We start from the raw sequence: 18,298 nt of genomic DNA, 5'->3' as shown, positions 1-18,298 counted from the left end.
TCACCGGTCCAGCCGGGCGATCTCGTCGCGGGCCACGTCCAGGGCCGCGCGCAACTCCCCCGCCGGGTCGGCGCCTTGCCTGGCGATCCGGGATACCGCGTCGGACAGGGCGGTGTTGGCGCGGGCCGACCACCGGGCAGGGCTGGCGATACGTCCACCGCTGGTGACGAACCCGACGACCTCCTTGCCCGGACCGTCTCGCAGCGCTGTGGCGGCGAGGCTCTTCCGGGCGGGCAGGTGCGCGCCGAACGCGGTGGCGAATTCCGTTTGGTAGTCGGACTTGTCGACCCACAACCACTTGACGTACGCCTTCGCCGCCTCGACGTCGGCGCTACGGGCGTTGACCATCGCACTGTAGGCGCCGACCGGCACGGACTCGGCACCATCGGCGTCCAGACGCGGGAACGGCAGCACGCCGACGTCGTCACCGTGCGCGGCGGTGATCTTCGGCAGGTTCCACAGTCCGGTCCACTGCATCGCGGCAAGCCCGTCGACGAACGCGCCCGGGTCGGACCAGTCGGTCGGGGCGCCGAGGAGCAGGGTCTCGTTGAGCTCGCGCAGCTTGCCGAAGACGGTCGCTGCGCGGGGGTCGTCGAAACCCGGCGCTTTGCCGTCGTCCGACAGGAAATCCAGGCCCGCCGACCACAGCAACGGCGCGGTGAGCACACCCACGCCACCGTCGTTGCCCGCGAAGAGGCCGCGCACACCGCCCGCAGTCAGGCGCTTCGCCGCATCGATCAGCTCGTCCACGGCCTTGGGCGGGGTGACGCCTGCCTTCTCGAGCAGGCTGGGGCGGTAGTAGAGGACCTGCGTGTCGATGGCCTGGGGGACGCCGTAGAGCTTGCCGTCCACGGTCTGGGAGTCCAGCAGCGCGCGCACGAAGTCGTCGCGGGTGTCGCCCAGCAGGTCATCGAGCGGCACGACCTGCTTCTGCCGCACCCAGTCGACCTTGACCTGCGCCTCGAACACGTCCGGCACGGCGCTGGTCTGCAACGCGGTCAGGACCTTGGAGTCGTAGTCACCGGGGTTCCACTGCACCTCGACCCTCGCCCCAGGATAAGCCGCCGCGTACCGCCGCACCGCGTCCTGCACCCCATCCTCCCCATAGGCGTGGTACCAGTGCCGCACCGTCCCCCCACCAGCCCCCTCCCGCCCGGTGTTCACCCCACACGCGGCCAACCCCAACAACCCCGCCACCACCCCAAACGACCGACGGCTCAGCATCCCAGGCCTCCCCACACTCGACATGCCAACGATTCTCGAACCACCGTGATCACCTGTCGAATCCTCCCACCAGGCGGCCACCTCGCTTGTTTGTCCACAGTGGATCCACACGGCCATCGACCGGCAGTTTCCTCATCCCGACCCCATAACACCCAGATGGCCCTTGCCTTCCGCGCCGAGTCACCCCTCCGGCGCGCCTGGTTGACGGGCACTCGACAAGCTCCACAACGGCCCGCCATCGGCCCCCCGACCAGGTGAAACTCGCGCCCTCCCGACGCCCCGCTCCCCCGTTCGCCGAGGTCGAGTTGTCCCCAAGCCCCCGAGTTATCCACAGCTTTTCCCCGTCACCCCTTCGGGCGATGGGGTCCCGGTACACTGGGCCTGGGGACGCCCCCCGGGACAGGGTGGGGGCCGGGGTTCGCGGGGGCGCCCTCCGGAACAGCGGCCGATCGAAGACGGGGGCAGCCTCCGGGACGGCGGAGCTTGATTCCGCAGCGGCGAGGAGTGGTTGGGTTCGGGCGGTCTCCGCATTAGAGGCGGTGTCGGGGTGGATCCCGTGGCGGGGCGTGAGGTTGGGCGCGGGCTCTGCGGCGAGAGGGCGGCGGGGGGCAAAAGTGGTGGTAGGGGTGGGGGGACGGGGCTAGGGTGCGGCGCATTATGGGTGTGGGGATTGGGGCGCGGGGGTTGGCGGCGGTGCCGGGTGGGTGGGTGGCGCTGGTGGGTGGGGAGTTGGTGGAGTTCGGCGACGGGTGGCAGCGGGCGCGAGGGCGGGTGGAGGTTTCGGCGGGCCATCCGCGGGAGTCGGTGGGGGTGCATGCCAGTGCCAGTGGGCGGTTCGTGGCGGTGGTTGTCGATCACGGGGAGACCGGGGTCGTGGTGGAGTTGGCCACCGGGGCGGTGACCCTTGAGTTGGATCGGGGCGACTACTGCCCGGGGCCGACGTTGTTCCCGGTGGCGTTCGTGGGGGCGGACCTGGTGGTCGCGGCGACGGCGTGGAATCGGCTGGATCTGTTCGACGTGGCGAGCGGGGAGCTGCTCAGTGCGCGGGAGGTCGACGAGGAGCTCGACTTCTTCCACGGCTCGATCCACCCGAGTCCGTCCGGCCGGTGGCTGCTGGTAGACGGGTGGATGTGGCAGCCGGTAGGGGTCCAGGTGGCGATCGACCTGGCGGCGTGGCAGGCGGGCGAACCGGCGGCGGAGGCGGCCAGGGAGGTCGGCCCCTTCCCCCTCGACTGGAACCGACCCACGACGTGGCTCGACGACGACACCATCGCGGTGCAGGCCGAGGGCACAGTCGCCCTCGTCGACATCCCCAGCGGTGAGACCACGGCGCGGATCGCGGCGCCGGACGGTCGGCTGTGGTCGCACGAGGGCCTGCTGTACATCGCCGCGGCCGACGGGCTGGAGGTCTGGTCCCCCACCGAGCACCTCCACCGCGTCGACGGTTTTCACCCCATCGCCCAGAACCCCGCGACCGGCGCCCTGGCCGACGCCCGGCTCCGCACCTGGCTGCCCGAGAATCGGCACCATGACAGCGTTCTGGGACAAGCAGGCGGCGACCTTTGACGAGGAACCGGATCACGGCCTGAAAGACCCGGCGGTCCGGGCAGCATGGGCGGAAATCTTGCTGCCGGAACTACCGCCAGCCCCCGCCGAAGTGGTCGATCTCGGTTGCGGAACCGGCAGCCTCTCCGTCCTCCTTGCGGACAACGGCTACCGCGTGCGCGGGCTCGACCTGTCCCCGCGCATGCTCGCCATAGCCGCCGCAAAAGCAGCCGGACGCGTCGAGTTCACCCTCGGCGACGCGAGCGACCCGCCGTACCCGGAAGCATCGTGCGACGTTGTCCTCGTGCGCCACGTGTTGTGGGCGCTACCCGACCCGGACGCCGCAATTGCCCGATGGGTACGGTTGTTGCGACCCGGCGGGCGGCTCGCGCTCGTTGAAGGGCACTGGTTCACCGGTGCCGGGCTCACCGCCGCCGAGTGCTCGGATCTGGTGCTGGCCCACCGACACCAGGCCGAGGTGCACGTGCTGGACGACCCCGCGCTGTGGGGGAAGCCGATCACCGACGAGCGGTACCTGCTGGTCAGTCGCACGTGACGGGCGCCACTGGGTGGCCGGGGTCACATTCTCCTTAGGTAAGGCTTACCTTAGTCTAGGCGGTGATGCCGTCGATGGGAAGTCAGGAGCGTGTGGTGGGTCGTCCCTTGCGAGTCGCCGTGGTGGGTGCCGGTCCGGCGGGGATCTACACCGTGGACGCGCTGATCAAGTCCGGCGCCGAGGTCAGCGTGGACCTGTTCGAGCGGATGCCCGCGCCGTTCGGGCTGATCCGCTACGGGGTCGCGCCCGACCACCCGCGGATCAAGGGCATCGTCGACGCGCTGCACCGGGTGCTGGACAAGCCGGGCGTGCGGCTGTTCGGCAACATCGACTACGGCGGCGACGTCAAGCTCGACGAGCTGCGCCAGTTCTACGACGCGGTCGTGTTCGCCACCGGCGCGGTCGACGACCGCCCGCTCGACATCCCCGGCGTCGACCTCGACGGCGCGTACGGCGCGGCCGATTTCGTCTCGTGGTACGACGGCCACCCCGACGTCGCGCGCACGTGGCCCCTGACGGCCACCTCCGTCGCCGTGCTCGGCGCTGGCAACGTCGCGCTGGACGTGGCCCGGGTGCTGGCGAAGTCCGCCGAGGAGATGCTGGTCACCGAGATCCCGGACAACGTCCACTCCGGACTGGTCGCCAACGCGGTCACCGACGTGCACGTGTTCGGCAGGCGCGGCCCGGCTCAGGCGAAGTTCACCCCGCTGGAGCTGCGCGAGCTGGACCACTCGCCGACCGTCGAGGTCATCGTGGACCCGGAGGACATCGAGTTCGACGAGGGCTCGATCGCCGCGATCCGGGCGTCCAAGCAGGTCGACATGGTGGTCAAGACGTTGCAGGAGTGGGCGATCCGCGACGTCGGCACCCGGCCGCGCAGGCTGCACCTGCACTTCTTCCACTCCCCCGCCGCGATCCTCGGTGACGGCGGCAAGGTCACCGGCCTGCGCACCGAGCGCACCGAGTTGACCGGCGACGGGTCCGTGCGCGGCACCGGCGTGTTCCACGAGTGGGACGTCCAGGCGGTGTACCGGGCGGTCGGCTACCTGTCGTCGCACCTGGCCGACCTGCCGTTCGACCACGTCTCCGGCACCGTCCCGCACAGCAAGGGCCGGGTGCTGGACATGGACGACGACCTGGTCCCCGGCGCGTACGTCGCGGGTTGGATCAAGCGCGGCCCGATCGGCCTGATCGGGCACACCAAGGGCTGCTCGTCGGAGACGGTGGCGTCGCTGCTGGCCGACGCGCCGACGCTGCGCCCGGCCACGCACCCGGACCCGGGCGCCGTGGTGCGGTTCCTCAACGAGCGCGGCATCGAGTTCACGACCTGGCAGGGCTGGAAGAACCTCGACGCGTACGAGCGCGCGCTGGGTGCCCCGCACGGCCGGGAGCGCATCAAGGTCGTCGACCGCACGGAGATGATCCGGGCGTCGCACCAGGGCTGACCCGGGGGTGTGGACCACCTTGGCGTAGGGGTCGGTCCACCAGGTCGGCGGCGCGGGGAGGGAGAACCCGCGCCGCCGATCCATTGTGGACAAATGGTCTTGGTGACCGGGGCGGTGGCAGCGCGGTGAGAACCGCGCTGCTAATCCTTTGCTAGCAGGGGATTCCCGGTGTGCTCAGCGATGCCCGGGTGTGGCCGACGATGATGTCGGTACCCAGTAGGAGTCTGATGTGGAGCGCGTTCACCGTGATCCCGTTGGGGCGATGAATGTGCTCGTCGGTGATGACCGTGCCGACCAGCGGGATGGTGATCCTCAGGTTGGGAGCGGGGATGATCCGCCTGCCCGCGACCCGCAGGTTGGACAGCGTAGACGATCCCGTAGCGGTGACGGCGCCGGTCGCGGTGCTGGTGGCGATGGACTCCGCGCGGAGTTCGTCGGCGGTGATCAGGCCGTTGAGCAGGTTGAGGCCCGCGGTGTTCGCCGTGGCCCGCGCGGTGCGCAGACCGTCTGGGCCGACCGTGCCGGACGCCTCGTCCGCGATCACGGACGTGGTGCCGACCAGCGGGATCGGGAAGTCCGCGAGGGTGTCGGAGTCGATGCCCGGCGCCGTGGTGCAGGTCAGGTCGGCGGGGGCGAGCGGCGGGATCAGGGCGAGCGGGGTGGACAGCAGGGCGCCGTGCGCGTGGGCGTCGAAGGCGAGGGTCGGGCCGACGACGACCAGGGTGGTGCAGCCCGGCGGGTCGAGACCGACGAGCGGGGTGACGTCGGCGGCGCAGGTGGTGTGCGTGCCGACGGTCGACGCGCGGACCGGGACGGTGATGGTGCACGACGCCGCGCCCGCGGGCAGGGTGCCGGTGGCGGCGAAGTCGGCGGCGCCGGTGGTGCCGAAGACCATGTCGGCGCAGGTCGTCGCGCTGGGCGGGTTGACGGCGGTGAGGCCGGGCGGCACGGCGAACCGGAACGACCAGCCGGACTTGGCGCTGAGCTCGCTGGTGTTGGTCACGGTGAAGGTCAGATCAGCGGTCTGGCCGACCTCGATGGTGCCGGGCGCGTAGGCCAGGTCCAGGCGCGGGGTGACGTCCAGGACCCGGATGTTGTCGAACGCGCTGTCGTTGCCGTTGCCGCTGGGCTGCTGGTTCACCAGGCGCAGGCCGACGGACGTGCCGCTGAACAGGACGGGCGCGTCGCTGTGGAAGGTGCCGACGGCGGTGGCGTTGACGACGGTCGTGGCGTCGACGCACGGGGTGATCGGCCGCTGGAACGCCGGGACCGCGGTGGGACCGTCGAGCAGGTAGAACGCGTAGCGGGCGTTGGCGGCGTAGCAGTTCTGCTCGGCGACGTCGACGGCGAACGACACGAACCGGTTCGTCGCGCTCAACGGGATCGGGGTGACCGTCTCCAGTTGTGTGCGGCCCGCGCCGGGGTCGGAGTGGGTGTAGGCCGTGACGGCGTGGTTGGTGGGGCCGGTGCCGTTGGACCAGTCCCCCAAGACGCGCGCGAGATCCTTGACGCGGGGCCACCAACCGAAGCACCCCGCGCCGGGCGGGTCACTGGCCTGGTTGAGGGGCGAGGCGATGATGCCGTTGCAGTAAGTCAACCAGGCTGGGTCGGCGCGGTAGGTCTGGGCGAGCGGGGCGGGACCGGTGTAGTCGTCGACCCAGGTGACGGCTGAGGTCTGCCCGTTCTCGAAGTCCTCGGTGAAGACCACGACCGGGGGTTGGGGGTCCCCCGGGGCGGCTGTCGGTGTCGCTGGGGCTGCCGGGGCGGTGGCGGCGAGGAGGGAGCCCGTCAGCAGGGCCACCAAGACCGCCCCGCTCCATCGGCGGCGCGGGTGAGCAGAGACGTCCACGACAAACCTCCACATGCGTCAGTGACAGCCGGACCACTGAACTTCATCGCGCCCCGCCACCCCACGGTTGCGCCACCCCGCCCCCAGCCACCCACCAGTGCGGCAGGTTCACCCCAGCCCCCTGCCCGCGTCCACTGCCGATGGGCGCCTGCCCCGCCCGGTTGCTCTCTTTGGGCCCCCTGTCGAGTGGCCCCAGCCGCCCCCCAAACAGAGCGTTAGCCACCTTGCTGCTCCCTGATCGGCTGATCTTCGGGCGCCCGGTTTTCCCGACCTGCAGGTTCACCGATCCACAACGGTCTGAGTTATCCACAGGCCAACCGCACCCCTTCGCCCGACCCCCCACCCCCGGTAAACTGGACCAGGGACGCCCCCCGGAGAGGGTGGGGGCCGGGCAGGCGGTCTTCGCGCGCGCGAGGCCGTGATTGTGGGCGGGCTGCGGAGACGCTGCTCGGGCCGGGGCTGGCCGCGGGTGGGCGAGGCGACGATCGGGTGGCGGATGGCGCACAGGGGCCACCGGTAGGCGCGAGGTAGGCGACCACCAACGGACTCGGGCCGCGAGAACTGCCACCACGCGGGACGATGATCGTAGTGTCCTAAATGGACGCTAACGGGGCCTCGAAAGGGCCGTCGATCCAGCGCCGAGAACGAGCCCGGAGGTCCACTTCGGGGCGCCCAGACCCTCGTCTCGGGGCATCTCAGCCCTAGTTCACCGAAAAGCGCGGTGAGAAACCGTCGGTGGGAGAGGAGATGGGTTCAGGCAGTCGCGGTGCGGGTGGCGGTGGCGATGAGTTCGCGGGCGGCGTAGGGGTTGGCGCCTAGGTAGCGGCGGGCTTGGGCGAGGGTGTTGAAGGGGTGGGCCTGGGTGCGGGGGCGGTCCAGGGTGTGGGTGAACAGGTCGGTGAGGGTGGCGAGGAACTCGACCATGGCGACGACGTCGGCCTTGGTGGGTTCGGCTTGGGCGTTGACGGGGGTGGCGTCGAGGGTGGCGGCGTAGGTGCGCAGGTCGGTGGGGGTGGTGTCGAGCAGGGGGATGAGCTTGGCGCCCGCGCGGCGGTCGGGGAGGCGGGTGAGGCGGTCGGTGGCGGCCCGGGCGGTGCGGGCGAGTTGGCGGTCGACCAGGAGGCGGGCGGTGGTGGGGAGGTCGCCGCCGTGGGTGGCGATGACCTCGACGACGCGGACGAGTTCGCGGGCCAGGCCGCCGGAGAGGACGTAGGCGAGGGCGGCGAACTGCTCGGGCAGGTTGACCACGCGCCGGTTGAGCAGCGTCCGGGCCTCGTCGTGGGTGAGGTAGTCGACCCGGACCACGGCGTCGAAGGCGCTGTCGAACGCGGTCCGCATGCCCATGCCCGCCAGTTCGAAGTCCGCGAGCGCGTCGTCGGACACCGACACCAGGAACAGGCAGTGCGGCACGTCGAACACGGCCTTGAGCTCGTTGAGGAACCGGGCCGCGCGGTCGCCGTCGTCGATCCGGTCCAGTTCGTCGACGCCGATCAGCACCTTCCCGCCGTCCTTGCCGACCGCCGCGGCCGTGGTGCGCAGGAACGACCGGAACTCGTCGACCAGGTCGGGGTGCGTCAACGGCAGGTCGTCGCGCTTCACCGACGTCTTCCGCTTGCCCGACACCTTCGCCGCGAGCCACGAGACGTCGGCGCCCACCTCGCGTTCCACCGTGCGGCTCTCCAGGTGCCGGATCTTCTCCCGCGCCGCCCGCGCCAACCGGCCCAGGTCGTCCGCGCGCTCGGGCGCCGAACGGTGCCACCACTTCCGCTCGGGCTCAGCCGGGGCGTACCGCTCCACCGCGTCGCACAGCCTGCCGAACAGGTGCACCAGGAAGTCCCGCGGCTCGTACCCGACCGGGGCGTCCACCTTGACCGACAGCGTCGGCACCCGCGAGGGCAGGAAACGGCCGGAGCACCACAGGTCCATCAGCGTCGACTTGCCCGACCCGCGCGGACCGGCCAACGCGAAGCTCCCCTTGGCGCGACTGGACAACCAGCGCACCTCGGCGGTCGCCGCGGTGTCGAAGTCGACGGCCGTACGGGGATCCACATAGCTGCGGGTCGGCGCGGTCAGATAGGTGTCGTACACCGGCCCCGGGTCGTTGGTCGCCTCGGCCGTCGCCGGGAGGATCCCCCGGCCGTACAACGCCTCCACCCACAGGTCGAACGCCCGCTGCGCGGTGACCCGGGTAGGACCGTCGTGGAACTCCTGCGAAAGGAACAAGCCCGCCACCAGCAGCCCACCGGACGCGAGGACGTAGCCCATGGTCGCCAACACCGACACGCCGCTGAAGTTCCCGTTCGGCAGCACGTACCACGTGGCGAACTGCGCGCCGATACCGCCGAAGGTCGTGACGGTCCCGAGCACCGAGAACGCCCAGCCCGCCCACTCCGAGTCGGACCGGAACAGGGGGAGCAGGACGAGCGCGAGTGGGAGCAGCGGGACGCGCCACCACGGCCCGATGCCGAGCGCCCCGGCCGCGTGCCACACGAACAGGAACGGCCCGAGCCACAGCGCGGCCAGCCCGGTGAAGTACGCCATCCGCCCGCCCACCCACCACGCGGCGCCACGAGCAGCCCGACGGGCGTAGGGCAGGTGCTTCGCCAGCCGCTCCTCGTACGCGGCCTGCTCGTCGGCCGCCGTGCGCAGCAGCGCCTCGCGGTCCTCGACCACCCGGTGCTGCAGCCGCGCCGACACGTCCGACGACAGCCCCAGCCGCTCGACCGCCTCCTCCGCGAGCAGCGCCACCACCGCCTCCGGGGTGTCCCGGCCGTCGTCCCACGGCCGTTCGACGCGGGTCGTCACGTCCTCCGGCTCGGGCATCCGCCAGGGTTCACTCACGCGGACATGATCGGGAAACCGCCCGCACCGTTTCGCGCCGAAGCCCGGTGGTGCGACCGCGGGGGCCGCACCACCGGGCAGGCGACGGGTCAGACCTGGAGCGACCAGGTGTTGATGTAGCCCACGTCGTTGGCCGCCTTGTCCTGGACGCGCAGCTTCCAGGTGCCGTTGGCGGTCTCGGAGGACGCGTTCACCGTGTAGGTGGCGGTGATGTTGTCCGCGCTGTCGGATGAGCTGAACGGCTTGAGGTTGTAGACCGAGCCGTCCGGGGCCACCAGGTCGACGACGAGGTCGCCGCGGAAGGTGTGCCGGATGTCGACGGTGACCTTGGCCGCGGTCGACGCGGTGCCGGTGCAGTTCGCGACGGTGACGGAGCTGGTCACGGCGGCGGCGTTGTCGGGGATGTTGACGTCGGTGCCGTTGGTGACCGATGGGCACGAGGTCGGCGGGGTGGTGCCGCCGGAGCGGGCGTAGAGGACCTTGTTCGGCGAGCCGGGCTTGGCGTCGCCGACGGTGATGGTGCTGGCCTGGGCGACGAGGCCGTCGCGGACCTGCTTCGGGGTCGCCGAGGGGTTCGCGGCCAGGTAGAGCGCGGCGGCGCCGACCACGTGCGGGGCGGCCATCGAGGTGCCGCTCATGGTCCGGGTGCCGGTGTCGTTCTGGTAGTTGACCGAGACGATGTTGGTGCCCGGCGCCCAGATGTCGAGGCAGGAGCCGTAGTTCGAGTCGGACCGGCGGCTGTCGTTCTCCTGGATGTTGCCGACGGTGATCGCCTCGGAGATCTTGGCGGGTGAGCTGTTGCAGGCGTCCGCGCCGAAGTTGTTGGCCGAGAGCACCCAGGTCACGCCCGCCGCGATGGACTTGCGCAGCGCGTCCTCCAGCGCGGGCGACGAGTCGCCGAACTGCATGCTGAGGTTGGCCACCGCGGGCTTGGCCGCGTTCTGGGTGATCCAGTTGACCCCGGCGAGGGCGTCCTCGTCGGTCGCGCTGTCGTTGCAGTCGAGCACCCGCACCGAGACCAGCTTGACGCCCTTGGCGACCCCGTACTTGGTGCCGCCGATGGTGCCCGCGACGTGGCTGCCGTGGCCGAGGCAGTCGCTGGCGTTGCTGTCGTTGTCGACGAAGTCGTAGCCGCTCTTGGCGCGGCCGCCGAAGTCCTGGTGGGTCATCCGGATGCCGCTGTCGAGCACGTACGCGGTCACGTTGGCCGCGGTCGTGTCGTAGGTGTAGCTCTTGTCCAGCGGCAGGTTGCGCTGGTCGATGCGGTCCAGGCCCCACGGCGGGTTGGTCTGGGTGTCCGACCCGTGCCCGACCCGCACCGGCTGCACGTACTTCACCGCGGGGTCGGCGGCGAGCGCGGTGGCCTGCTCGGCGCTCATCTGCGTGGAGAACCCGCGCAACGCGCTGTCGTAGACCCGCCGGACCTGACCGCGGTAGCGGCCCGCGAGGTCCTGCGCCTGGCTGCTGACCTGGGCCTGGGCGAGGCCTGCCTGGTCCTTGAGGACGACGATGTAGCGGTCCTTGACCTGGTCCTGGACATGGGCCTGGACATGGGCCATGGGTGCGGGGGACGGCGCCGCGGTGGCCAGTGGGACCCACGCGATGGCGGCGGTGGCCGCCAGCACGCTCACGCCGAGCAGCGTTCGGTAACGCTTGGTCATGGGGAATCCTCCACGGGTCGTTGGGACACGACCCGGTCGCAGGGAAGGGGTGGGGGTGCCCGGCCGGAGCGCCTAGAACAGTCGCCCGGTGGGCGGGTGCTCGACAACGCCCCGCGCAATAGCTGCGTATACGCAAAGAACGCGGGCTTTCGCCGAGGTCGCGGCGGGGTTAGGGTGCCCGCCATGGTGCGTACGGTGACCCCGCGCCCACCGCGACCGGCCGATCTCGCGGACGTGGTGCGGCAGCCAGGCGCGGTGCTGGTCGTCGAGGGCGCCGCGGGGATCGGCAAGTCGCGGCTGGTGCGGGAGGTGCTGCGGCACCTGGGGCCGGACGTGCTGACCGGGCGCTGCCTGCCGACCCGGGCGAGCTTCCCGTACGGGCCGGTGGTCGACGTGCTGCGCGGGCTGCGGGTGGACGGGTCCGCGCTGTCGCCGGTGGCCGGGGTGTTGGCGGAGCTGGTGCCGGAGCTGACTGGGTCGCTGCCGCCTTTCCCGGCAGGGGGTTCCAACGCGCACAAGGTGGCCCGAGCTGTGCGGGAGGTGCTCGCGGGCCGTGGGGTGCTGGTGGTGGAAGACCTCCAGTGGGCCGACGAGGCGACGACGGACCTGCTGCGGTACCTGGTCGACGAGCCGCCGCCGGGGTGGTCGCTGCTGGTGACGTCGCGGCGGCCGGTGACGTGGTTGCGGACCCCGCCGGGTCGTCCCCGGGCGCTGGTGCGGCTCAGGCCGCTCGACCGCGACGGGTTGCGGGTGCTGGCCGGGGATGTCCTGGGCAGCAACGACATCCCGGCGGAGTTCCTCGACGAGCTGCACCGGCGCACCGGCGGGGTTCCGGTGGTGGCCGAGCACGTCCTGCGCGCGTCGGCCGATCCGGGCGTGGTGCCGCTGTCGTTGCGCGACGCGGTGGTCGAGCAGTTGGCCGACCTGGGTGCCGACGTGACGGCGATGGTGCGGGCGGCGGCGGTGATCGACGAACCCGCCACGGAGGCCGACCTCGCGGCCGTATCGGCTCTCGCTCCCCGGCGCGCAGCCAAGGCGATCACGACCGCGGTGGCCGAGCAGCTGCTCACCGAGGTCCGAAATGGACAATACCTGGTACGAGTTCCCCTTGTGAGACAAGCTGTCTATGCGTCTACACCTGGCCCGCAGCGTCGGGTGATCCACGAGCGGGCGGCCCGGACCGCGCGAAACCCTCGGCGACGGGCAGCGCACCACCGTCGGGCGGGCGAACACGACGCGTGGGTCCGCTGGACGCAAGCCGCCTTGGCCGAGGCCGACTCCGAGACCGCGATCCGGTTGCTCGACGACGCGCTCGCCGATCCGCTGCTGCCGAGGACCGCGCGCAACGCCTTCGCCGTGCGGCTGAGCCGGGAGGCGCTGACCGGGATCGCGCACCAGGACACGGTGGGGCGGCTGCGGGCGGCGGTGGCCGACGGGTCGCTCGGCCGGTCGGCGCGCGGGGAGGTCCGGCTGAACCTGGGCCGGTTGTTGATCAACCAGGCCGGGCAGCTGGCGGCGGGCCAGGCCCAGGTCGAGTTGGCGCTCACCGAGCTGCGGGACCGGCCCGCGCTGCTGGCCAGGGGGATGGCGGCGCTGGCGTTGCCGTCGTTCGGGTCGACGCCGGTGCACGTGCAGCTGGACTGGTTGCGCGCGGCCGAGGAGGCGGCCACCGCGATCGCCGACCCCGAGGTGCTGACGGCGGTGCTGGCCAACCGGATGTCGGCGTTGATGGCGACCGGTGACACCAGGGTGTGGGCGGAGGTGGCCGCGCTGCCGCGGCCGGCCGGGTCGGTGAAGGTCCGGCGCCAACTGGCCCGCGCGTACCTGAACCTGGCGGACTCGGCGACCTGGATCGGGCACTACGACACCGCGCGCGACTACCTGGAGCAGGGCCGGTTGCTCGCCGGTGACGGCTCGTTCCTGCCGGTCCTCGGCGACGGGACCGCGCTGCGGCTGGGGGTGGCGGTCGGCGAGTGGGCCACGCTGGAACCCGACGGTGAGCGGCTCATCGACCAGGCGGGCGAGATGACGTTCCTGGCCGCCGACGCGTGGCTGGCGCTGGGGTGGCTGGCGCTGTGGCGGGGCGACCGCGCGGCGGCCCTGGCCCGGTTCGACGGCGCGATCGCCGCCGCCCACGACAACGTGCCGGTGTTGATCTCGGCGCGGACCGGGCGCGCGGCCGCGTTCCTGGCCGCCGGTGACTTCGCCGCGGCGGGGGCGGCGGCGGACCGGGCGGCGGCGCAGGTGCGGCGCAAGGGGAACTGGGTGTGGGCGGCGGAACTGGTGCCGGTCGCGACCCGCGCGCTGCTGCGCGGTGACCGGCTCGACGACGCGCGAACCCTGGTCACCGAGTACGCGGCGGGCATCACCGCCCGGGACGCGCCGCTGGCGGTGGCCGCGCTCGACGACGGCCTCGGCGCGCTGGCCCAGGCCGAGGGCGGACACCGCGCGGCGTTGGACCACTTCACCCGGGCGGCCCACCGCTACGCCGCACTCCCCCATCCGCGCTGGTCAGCCCAGGCGGCCGAATCCGCCGCCCAGTCCGCCGCCGCCGTGGGCGCGGTCGACGTCGCCGCCACCCACTGGATCACCGCCGCGGACACCTACGCCACCCTGGGCGCCACCCGCGACGCCACCCGCTGCCGAGCCGCCGCCCGCCCCCACACGGAGTCCCGCCGCGGGCGCCGCGGCTACGGCACGACCCTCTCCCCCCGTGAACGCGAAGTCGCCGCCCTAGCCGTAACCGGCCTAACCAACCGCGAAATAGCCGACCGCCTGGTCCTCTCCCAACGCACCGTCGAACAACACGTCGCAGGCGCCATGCGCAAACTAGGCGTCCACTCCCGCACAGCCCTCTCCGAGGGGTGACCGTCGCCCCCTGGACACTTCTCGTTCGCCGCCCACCTGGGCCACGAAAGGCTCACTCGCACAGCGTTCTAGGCCGCCCGCCATCCACAACCACGCACACCACCGGGATGCGCCCCTCCTCGCCCAGGCGTGATCGTGGCTACCCTGGGGCTGATGGGGACTCGACGGACATTGTGGGTGTTTGCCGCTCTCCTGGCCACCACAGCGGTAACCGCCTACGCGGTTGGGCTGTTCGTGTGGTTGCTTTGGGAGACCGACGAGGTTTGTGGCCACCAGTTCGCCTACGACGGCGCGCCGCTGCGGGAGATGCGGACCAGCCTGCTCCCCTTGACCAACACCTGCGTGTTCGAGGACGGCGCGACCTACTCGGACATCCCGGTGTGGGTGAACCCGGTGTTCTTCGCCTCTCTGGTGGCCGCCGCTGCCTGCGCGGCGAGGGCGGCGTGGTTCGGCCGCACACCCCGCTGACCGGTCGGCGGCTGGATCCTGCGGGCAATCCAGCGGCGGTGCGGCGTCAGTGGTTGGCGTGGTAGTGGCGGCGGACCTGGGCGTCGGTGAGTTGGGTGCCGAAGACGGCGAACTCGTCGAGGGTGCCGACGAGGTAGTCGCTGCTGGGGCGGTTGGGGTAGTTGGGCAGGCCGCCGCCGCCCCAGCGCCAGTAGCCGGTGAAGTTCTGGGCGGTGGTGGTGGTCGCGTCCTGGGCGACGAGGTTGCCGTCGACGTAGAGCTTCATGCCCGCGGCGCCGAGGCTGGCCGCGACGTGGTGCCAGGTGCCGTCGTTGTAGGACGCGGTGGAGCTGATCGACTTGATGGTGGACGGGTTGACGGCGAAGACGAGCTTGCCGGTGCTGTTGAGGTAGACGACCCGGTCGCGGCTGGTGCTGCCGGCGCCGGTCGTGTTGTAGAAGCCCATGATCAGGCCGCCCCAGGGGCTGGCGGACTTGAACCAGGTCTCGGAGGTGAACGTGGACGGGTTCGCGAAGCTGGTCAGGTTGCTGGCGTTCGAGGTGCCGTTGAACGCCACCGCGGTGCTGGAGCCCTGCCCCTGCTGGGCGCCCTGCAGCGCACCGACCTGACCGGCGGTGATCGGCGACAGCGCGCCGGCGACCGGGATCGTGGGCGGGGCGGGTGACAGCTCGTTGTACATGTCCTGCACCTGCGCGGTCGACAGCGCTGCCTGGATTGATCGAACCTTGTCCAGGTAGCCATAGAAGTAGTCCATCTGCGAACCACTTCGTAGCGCGCGTCCAACCTGGACAGTGCCAGTGGCGTTCCACGGCGACCCACCGCGGGTAGTGCTGCCTTGGAGGACACCGTTGACGTACAACCGGATCACCTCGGAGCCCGCCTGGTACACGCCGACGATGTGGTACCAGCCGTTCTGCTGGGCGATGGCGCTGCTGTACACCGCGTCGTACGTCGGCGAGTTGCTGTCGGTGCGCGGGATGCGGAAACACCACCGGGTAGAGGCGATATCGGCCCCCAGCAGGTAACCGCTACCGACAGACCCCTGCTGCGCGATGATGCTGCGGTCACCGTTGGGCGTCGTCAGGTAAGCCCACCCGGCGACGGTGAAGCTCTCGTCCGTGCGCAGCGACGCGGCCTGGCTGACGGTCCAGCTGGAGGAGCCGTCGAAGTAGCCGGAGGTGCCCGCGACCGACGTGTCCGACCACTGGACGTTGTTCAGCGTGCCGTAGTTGCCGTTGCCGGAGGAGTCGGCGACGGTGGTGGCCAGGTTGTCGTCGTACTGCCAGTCCATGCTGGGGCGGGTGAAGATGTCGTCGATCTCGTCCGCGCTCAGCACCCGGTTGTAGAGCTGCACCTCGTCGACGCGACCGGGCCAGTACTGCACCCCCGCGCCGCCGCTGAACCCGCGGCCGATCGACAGCAGGCCGGTGCCGTTCCACCCGCCGCCGCGGCTGACCGTGCCCTCCAGCGCGCCGTTGAGGTAGATCTTCATCTGCCCGTTGACCGAGTCCCACACGCCGACCACATAGGCCCACGCGTTCGCGATGGCGCTGGAACTGGACGAGACCCGCACCGTCGACGCCGCTGTGGCGTCGGAGGCGGGCATCGTGAACGCGTACTTCGTCGTGCCGGGGATGTAGGACAGCGCGAACGCGTTGACGTTCGTGCCGTCCTTGGACAGGAATGTCCTGTCGACGCCGCCCGCGCTGCTGATGTAGACCCACGCGGCCGCCGTGAAGCTCGTGTCCGTGCGCACGGTGAACGTGGACGCGCTGATGTAGTCGTCGACCCCGTCGAGGGTCACCGAACGGCCAGTGCGGCCAGTCGTGTTCCACACGACGCCGTTCTGGAGCGTGCCGTTGTAGCCATAAGGGCCGCTGTCGGTGGCGCTAGTGCCGCTCTGCTCCAGGTTGTACTGAGCGTTCGGGGCCGCGGCCGCGTCGTAGATGCCGCTGATCTCGCTAGCACCGAGAGCGCGCTGGTAGACCCGCGCATCGTCGAGGACACCGGACCACGGGTATAGCCAGCTACCGCCTCGGTAGATGCCACCAGCGACCAGCGAACCGTTCGCCTTCCACTCGTAGGCGTCCGCGCGGGACGTGGTGGCCTCTAGCGAGCCGTTGACATAGAGCCTGATGACGTTGTTGGGGTCGTCGTACACACCGACAAGGTGGACCCAGGTGCTCGCGGCAGTCGCGGTCGTGGACTGGGCGTAGTCCTCGGTGCCGCTGGAGGCGTCGCTCCGGGGCATGCCGAAGCGCCAGCGTCCACCCTGCTGGTAGAGGTACCAGGCACCGGTGTTGGTGCCCTGGTGGGTGAACGCCACCGCGGTGCCGCTCGCCGACGTCGTCTTGACCCAGATGGACGCCGAGAAGCTGGTGTCGGTGGCGATGGGGTTGTTCGCGCTGATGACCCGGTCGTTGAGGCCGTCGAAGTTCACCCCGGAGCCCATGATCCCGGTGACCCAGGTCGGGCCGTTGGTGAGCACGCCGGTGTCCACGGAGCCGGAGGAGTCGCCCGCGTTGGTGCCCGTGCCGTCGTCGAACCGCCAGTGCGTGTACGGGCCGTTGGTGGGCGAGTTGTACTGTCCCGGCCTGCTGTTGCCCGACGAGTCGGCCGCCGTGCTGGTCGCCGACGACGACCCGGCCTCGTCCTCGCGGTGGTAGAACAGCGGCGTGTCGCCGGTGACCGACGCCGAGTACGTGGGGAACGACGCCGACGAGCCCAGCGCGTTGCCCGCCGTGGCTGTCGTGGCGACGTACCCGGCGAACCCGCCGTTGACGGACACGAACACCAGCATGCCGACCGCCACCACGACCGCGACGCGACGTGCCCTGGTCAGACCAGGGCGCGCCGCGTGCCGGGGGCCGCGTGGGAGTTGGCCGCGTTGGAGTTGTCGGTACGAGAGCCGCTTGGGCGGGGGCGTCCGGTCAAACGGCGGGTGCCAGTTCGGCGGGTCCCACGGAGGCCGCGCGGGCGGTTCGGGGTGGCTGGGTCGCCACCAGGCGAGCACGGCCAAGGCGATCAGCGCGGCGAGGGCGGCGGCGAGCGACGCCCAGTCACCGGTCTGCGCCCAGTGGGCCGGTAGGCCTACCCACGGCACACGCAGACGGCCTTGTCCGCGCACCGCGTCCGCGGCGACCGGGGTGCTGTCGGCCTCGGCGTTGGCATCGCCCTTGGTGACCAGGGTGCCGTCGTCGTTGGCCTTCACGACGCGGTGCATCAGGACGTGGTTGTCGTGGTTGGGGTCGTCGAAGGCGATGACCGCGCCCGGCGCCGGGCGGTCGGTGAGCAGGTCGCCGACCACGACGACGTCGCCGGTGCGGATGGCCGGGCTCATCGACCCGGACAGCACGACGTAGGAGTGCCAGGAGATGACGACGGGCAGCACGCACCAGGCGACCAGCCAGAACAACCCGGACAGCACGGAGCCCGCGAGGTACCCCAGGATCGACCTGGTGGTGTCCCACGACCGCCGGGTGCGCCCGGTCCGTCGCGTGTTCCTGTTCAGCACGGTGCCTCCGCCGCCGCGTGCGCCTCGAGACGAGCGCCCGCTCGTCAGGAGCCCGACGCTTCCCGGCCGGGCCCGGTGGGGGGCGACACAGGGCCGCTGGGCGCGCCGACGAGGCGGGCCACGTCGCACGTGATATCCGCTCGCACCGGGGCCACCTCGTTCCCGTCCAGTCAGACCACTACCTGCCTTAGCCATCGGGAGTGAGCCGAGGGACACAAGCCGGTCGCCGGGTGCGACACAGGTGCGACCCGGTGGCGGGCGGGTTTTCGTGGACCGTTCACGTGGCGATCACGTGCGGGCCGGTGCCCGTTGGGCGGGGGTGAGCAG

The 18,298-nt window shown here is 71.3% G+C and carries 10 protein-coding genes; 5 read left to right on the top strand and 5 right to left on the bottom strand.

Annotation, left to right across the window (positions count from 1 at the left end; translation table 11 throughout):
- Positions 1–1,224, bottom strand: coding sequence for an ABC transporter substrate-binding protein (locus LV79_RS13605; RefSeq protein WP_253836155.1), 1,224 nt, complete (start codon positions 1,222–1,224; stop codon positions 1–3).
- Positions 1,225–2,067: 843 nt separating this feature from the next.
- Here LV79_RS13605 and LV79_RS13600 point away from each other — a divergent pair.
- The 3 genes from LV79_RS13600 (at position 2,068) to LV79_RS13590 (ending at position 4,770) form a co-directional block, all read left to right on the top strand.
- Positions 2,068–2,790 (top strand): hypothetical protein, encoded by a 723-nt coding sequence (locus LV79_RS13600; RefSeq protein WP_253836153.1) that lies wholly within the window; start codon positions 2,068–2,070, stop codon positions 2,788–2,790.
- Positions 2,753–3,325 carry a class I SAM-dependent methyltransferase gene (locus LV79_RS13595; RefSeq protein ID WP_253836151.1) on the top strand — a complete coding sequence of 191 codons (573 nt, stop codon included), beginning with the start codon at positions 2,753–2,755 and terminating at the stop codon, positions 3,323–3,325. The genes LV79_RS13600 and LV79_RS13595 overlap by 38 nt, the downstream gene beginning before the upstream one ends.
- Before the next feature lie 122 nt (positions 3,326–3,447).
- On the top strand, positions 3,448–4,770 hold the full coding sequence (locus LV79_RS13590) for an FAD-dependent oxidoreductase (RefSeq protein WP_253838499.1): 1,323 nt from the start codon (positions 3,448–3,450) through the stop codon (positions 4,768–4,770).
- Between the two features lie 151 nt (positions 4,771–4,921).
- Here LV79_RS13590 and LV79_RS13585 read toward each other — a convergent pair whose 3' ends face one another.
- The 3 genes from LV79_RS13585 to LV79_RS13575 form a co-directional block, all read right to left on the bottom strand.
- On the bottom strand, positions 4,922–6,571 hold the full coding sequence (locus tag LV79_RS13585) for a choice-of-anchor P family protein (protein ID WP_253838581.1): 1,650 nt from the start codon (positions 6,569–6,571) through the stop codon (positions 4,922–4,924).
- 801 nt (positions 6,572–7,372) lie between these two features.
- Positions 7,373–9,460, bottom strand: coding sequence for a P-loop NTPase fold protein (locus tag LV79_RS13580; protein ID WP_253838579.1), 2,088 nt, complete (start codon positions 9,458–9,460; stop codon positions 7,373–7,375).
- An 89-nt stretch (positions 9,461–9,549) separates the two neighbouring features.
- The gene (locus LV79_RS13575) at positions 9,550–11,121 is read right to left on the bottom strand and encodes a S8 family peptidase (protein ID WP_253836149.1); all 1,572 of its coding nucleotides are present in this window, start codon (positions 11,119–11,121) and stop codon (positions 9,550–9,552) included.
- Between the two features lie 183 nt (positions 11,122–11,304).
- On the opposite strand from LV79_RS13575, the gene LV79_RS13570 reads away from it, so the two are divergent.
- Together LV79_RS13570 and LV79_RS13565 are read left to right on the top strand one after the other, a co-directional pair.
- On the top strand, positions 11,305–13,989 hold the full coding sequence (locus LV79_RS13570) for an ATP-binding protein (RefSeq protein ID WP_253836147.1): 2,685 nt from the start codon (positions 11,305–11,307) through the stop codon (positions 13,987–13,989).
- Between the two features lie 153 nt (positions 13,990–14,142).
- Positions 14,143–14,457 carry a hypothetical protein gene (locus LV79_RS13565; protein ID WP_253836145.1) on the top strand — a complete coding sequence of 105 codons (315 nt, stop codon included), beginning with the start codon at positions 14,143–14,145 and terminating at the stop codon, positions 14,455–14,457.
- 46 nt (positions 14,458–14,503) lie between these two features.
- Here the strand turns inward: LV79_RS13565 and LV79_RS13560 are convergent, their stop codons facing one another.
- A complete protein-coding gene (locus tag LV79_RS13560; protein WP_253836143.1) occupies positions 14,504–17,971 on the bottom strand; it encodes a signal peptidase I in 3,468 nt (1,155 codons plus the stop codon).
- Positions 17,972–18,298 lie beyond the last annotated feature (327 nt).

Origin of the sequence: Actinokineospora globicatena (genome assembly GCF_024171945.1) — a bacterium.
Lineage (GTDB): Bacteria > Actinomycetota > Actinomycetes > Mycobacteriales > Pseudonocardiaceae > Actinokineospora > Actinokineospora globicatena.
This window is presented reverse-complemented; position numbering and strand designations above follow the sequence as displayed.

Coding starts and splice junctions, on each gene's coding strand:
- LV79_RS13605 (WP_253836155.1), bottom strand. CDS start 1,224: ATGCTGAGCCGTCGGTCGTTTGGGGTGGTGGCGGGGTTGTTGGGGTTG.
- LV79_RS13595 (WP_253836151.1), top strand. CDS start 2,753: ATGACAGCGTTCTGGGACAAGCAGGCGGCGACCTTTGACGAGGAACCG.
- LV79_RS13575 (WP_253836149.1), bottom strand. CDS start 11,121: ATGACCAAGCGTTACCGAACGCTGCTCGGCGTGAGCGTGCTGGCGGCC.
- LV79_RS13570 (WP_253836147.1), top strand. CDS start 11,305: ATGGTGCGTACGGTGACCCCGCGCCCACCGCGACCGGCCGATCTCGCG.
- LV79_RS13565 (WP_253836145.1), top strand. CDS start 14,143: ATGGGGACTCGACGGACATTGTGGGTGTTTGCCGCTCTCCTGGCCACC.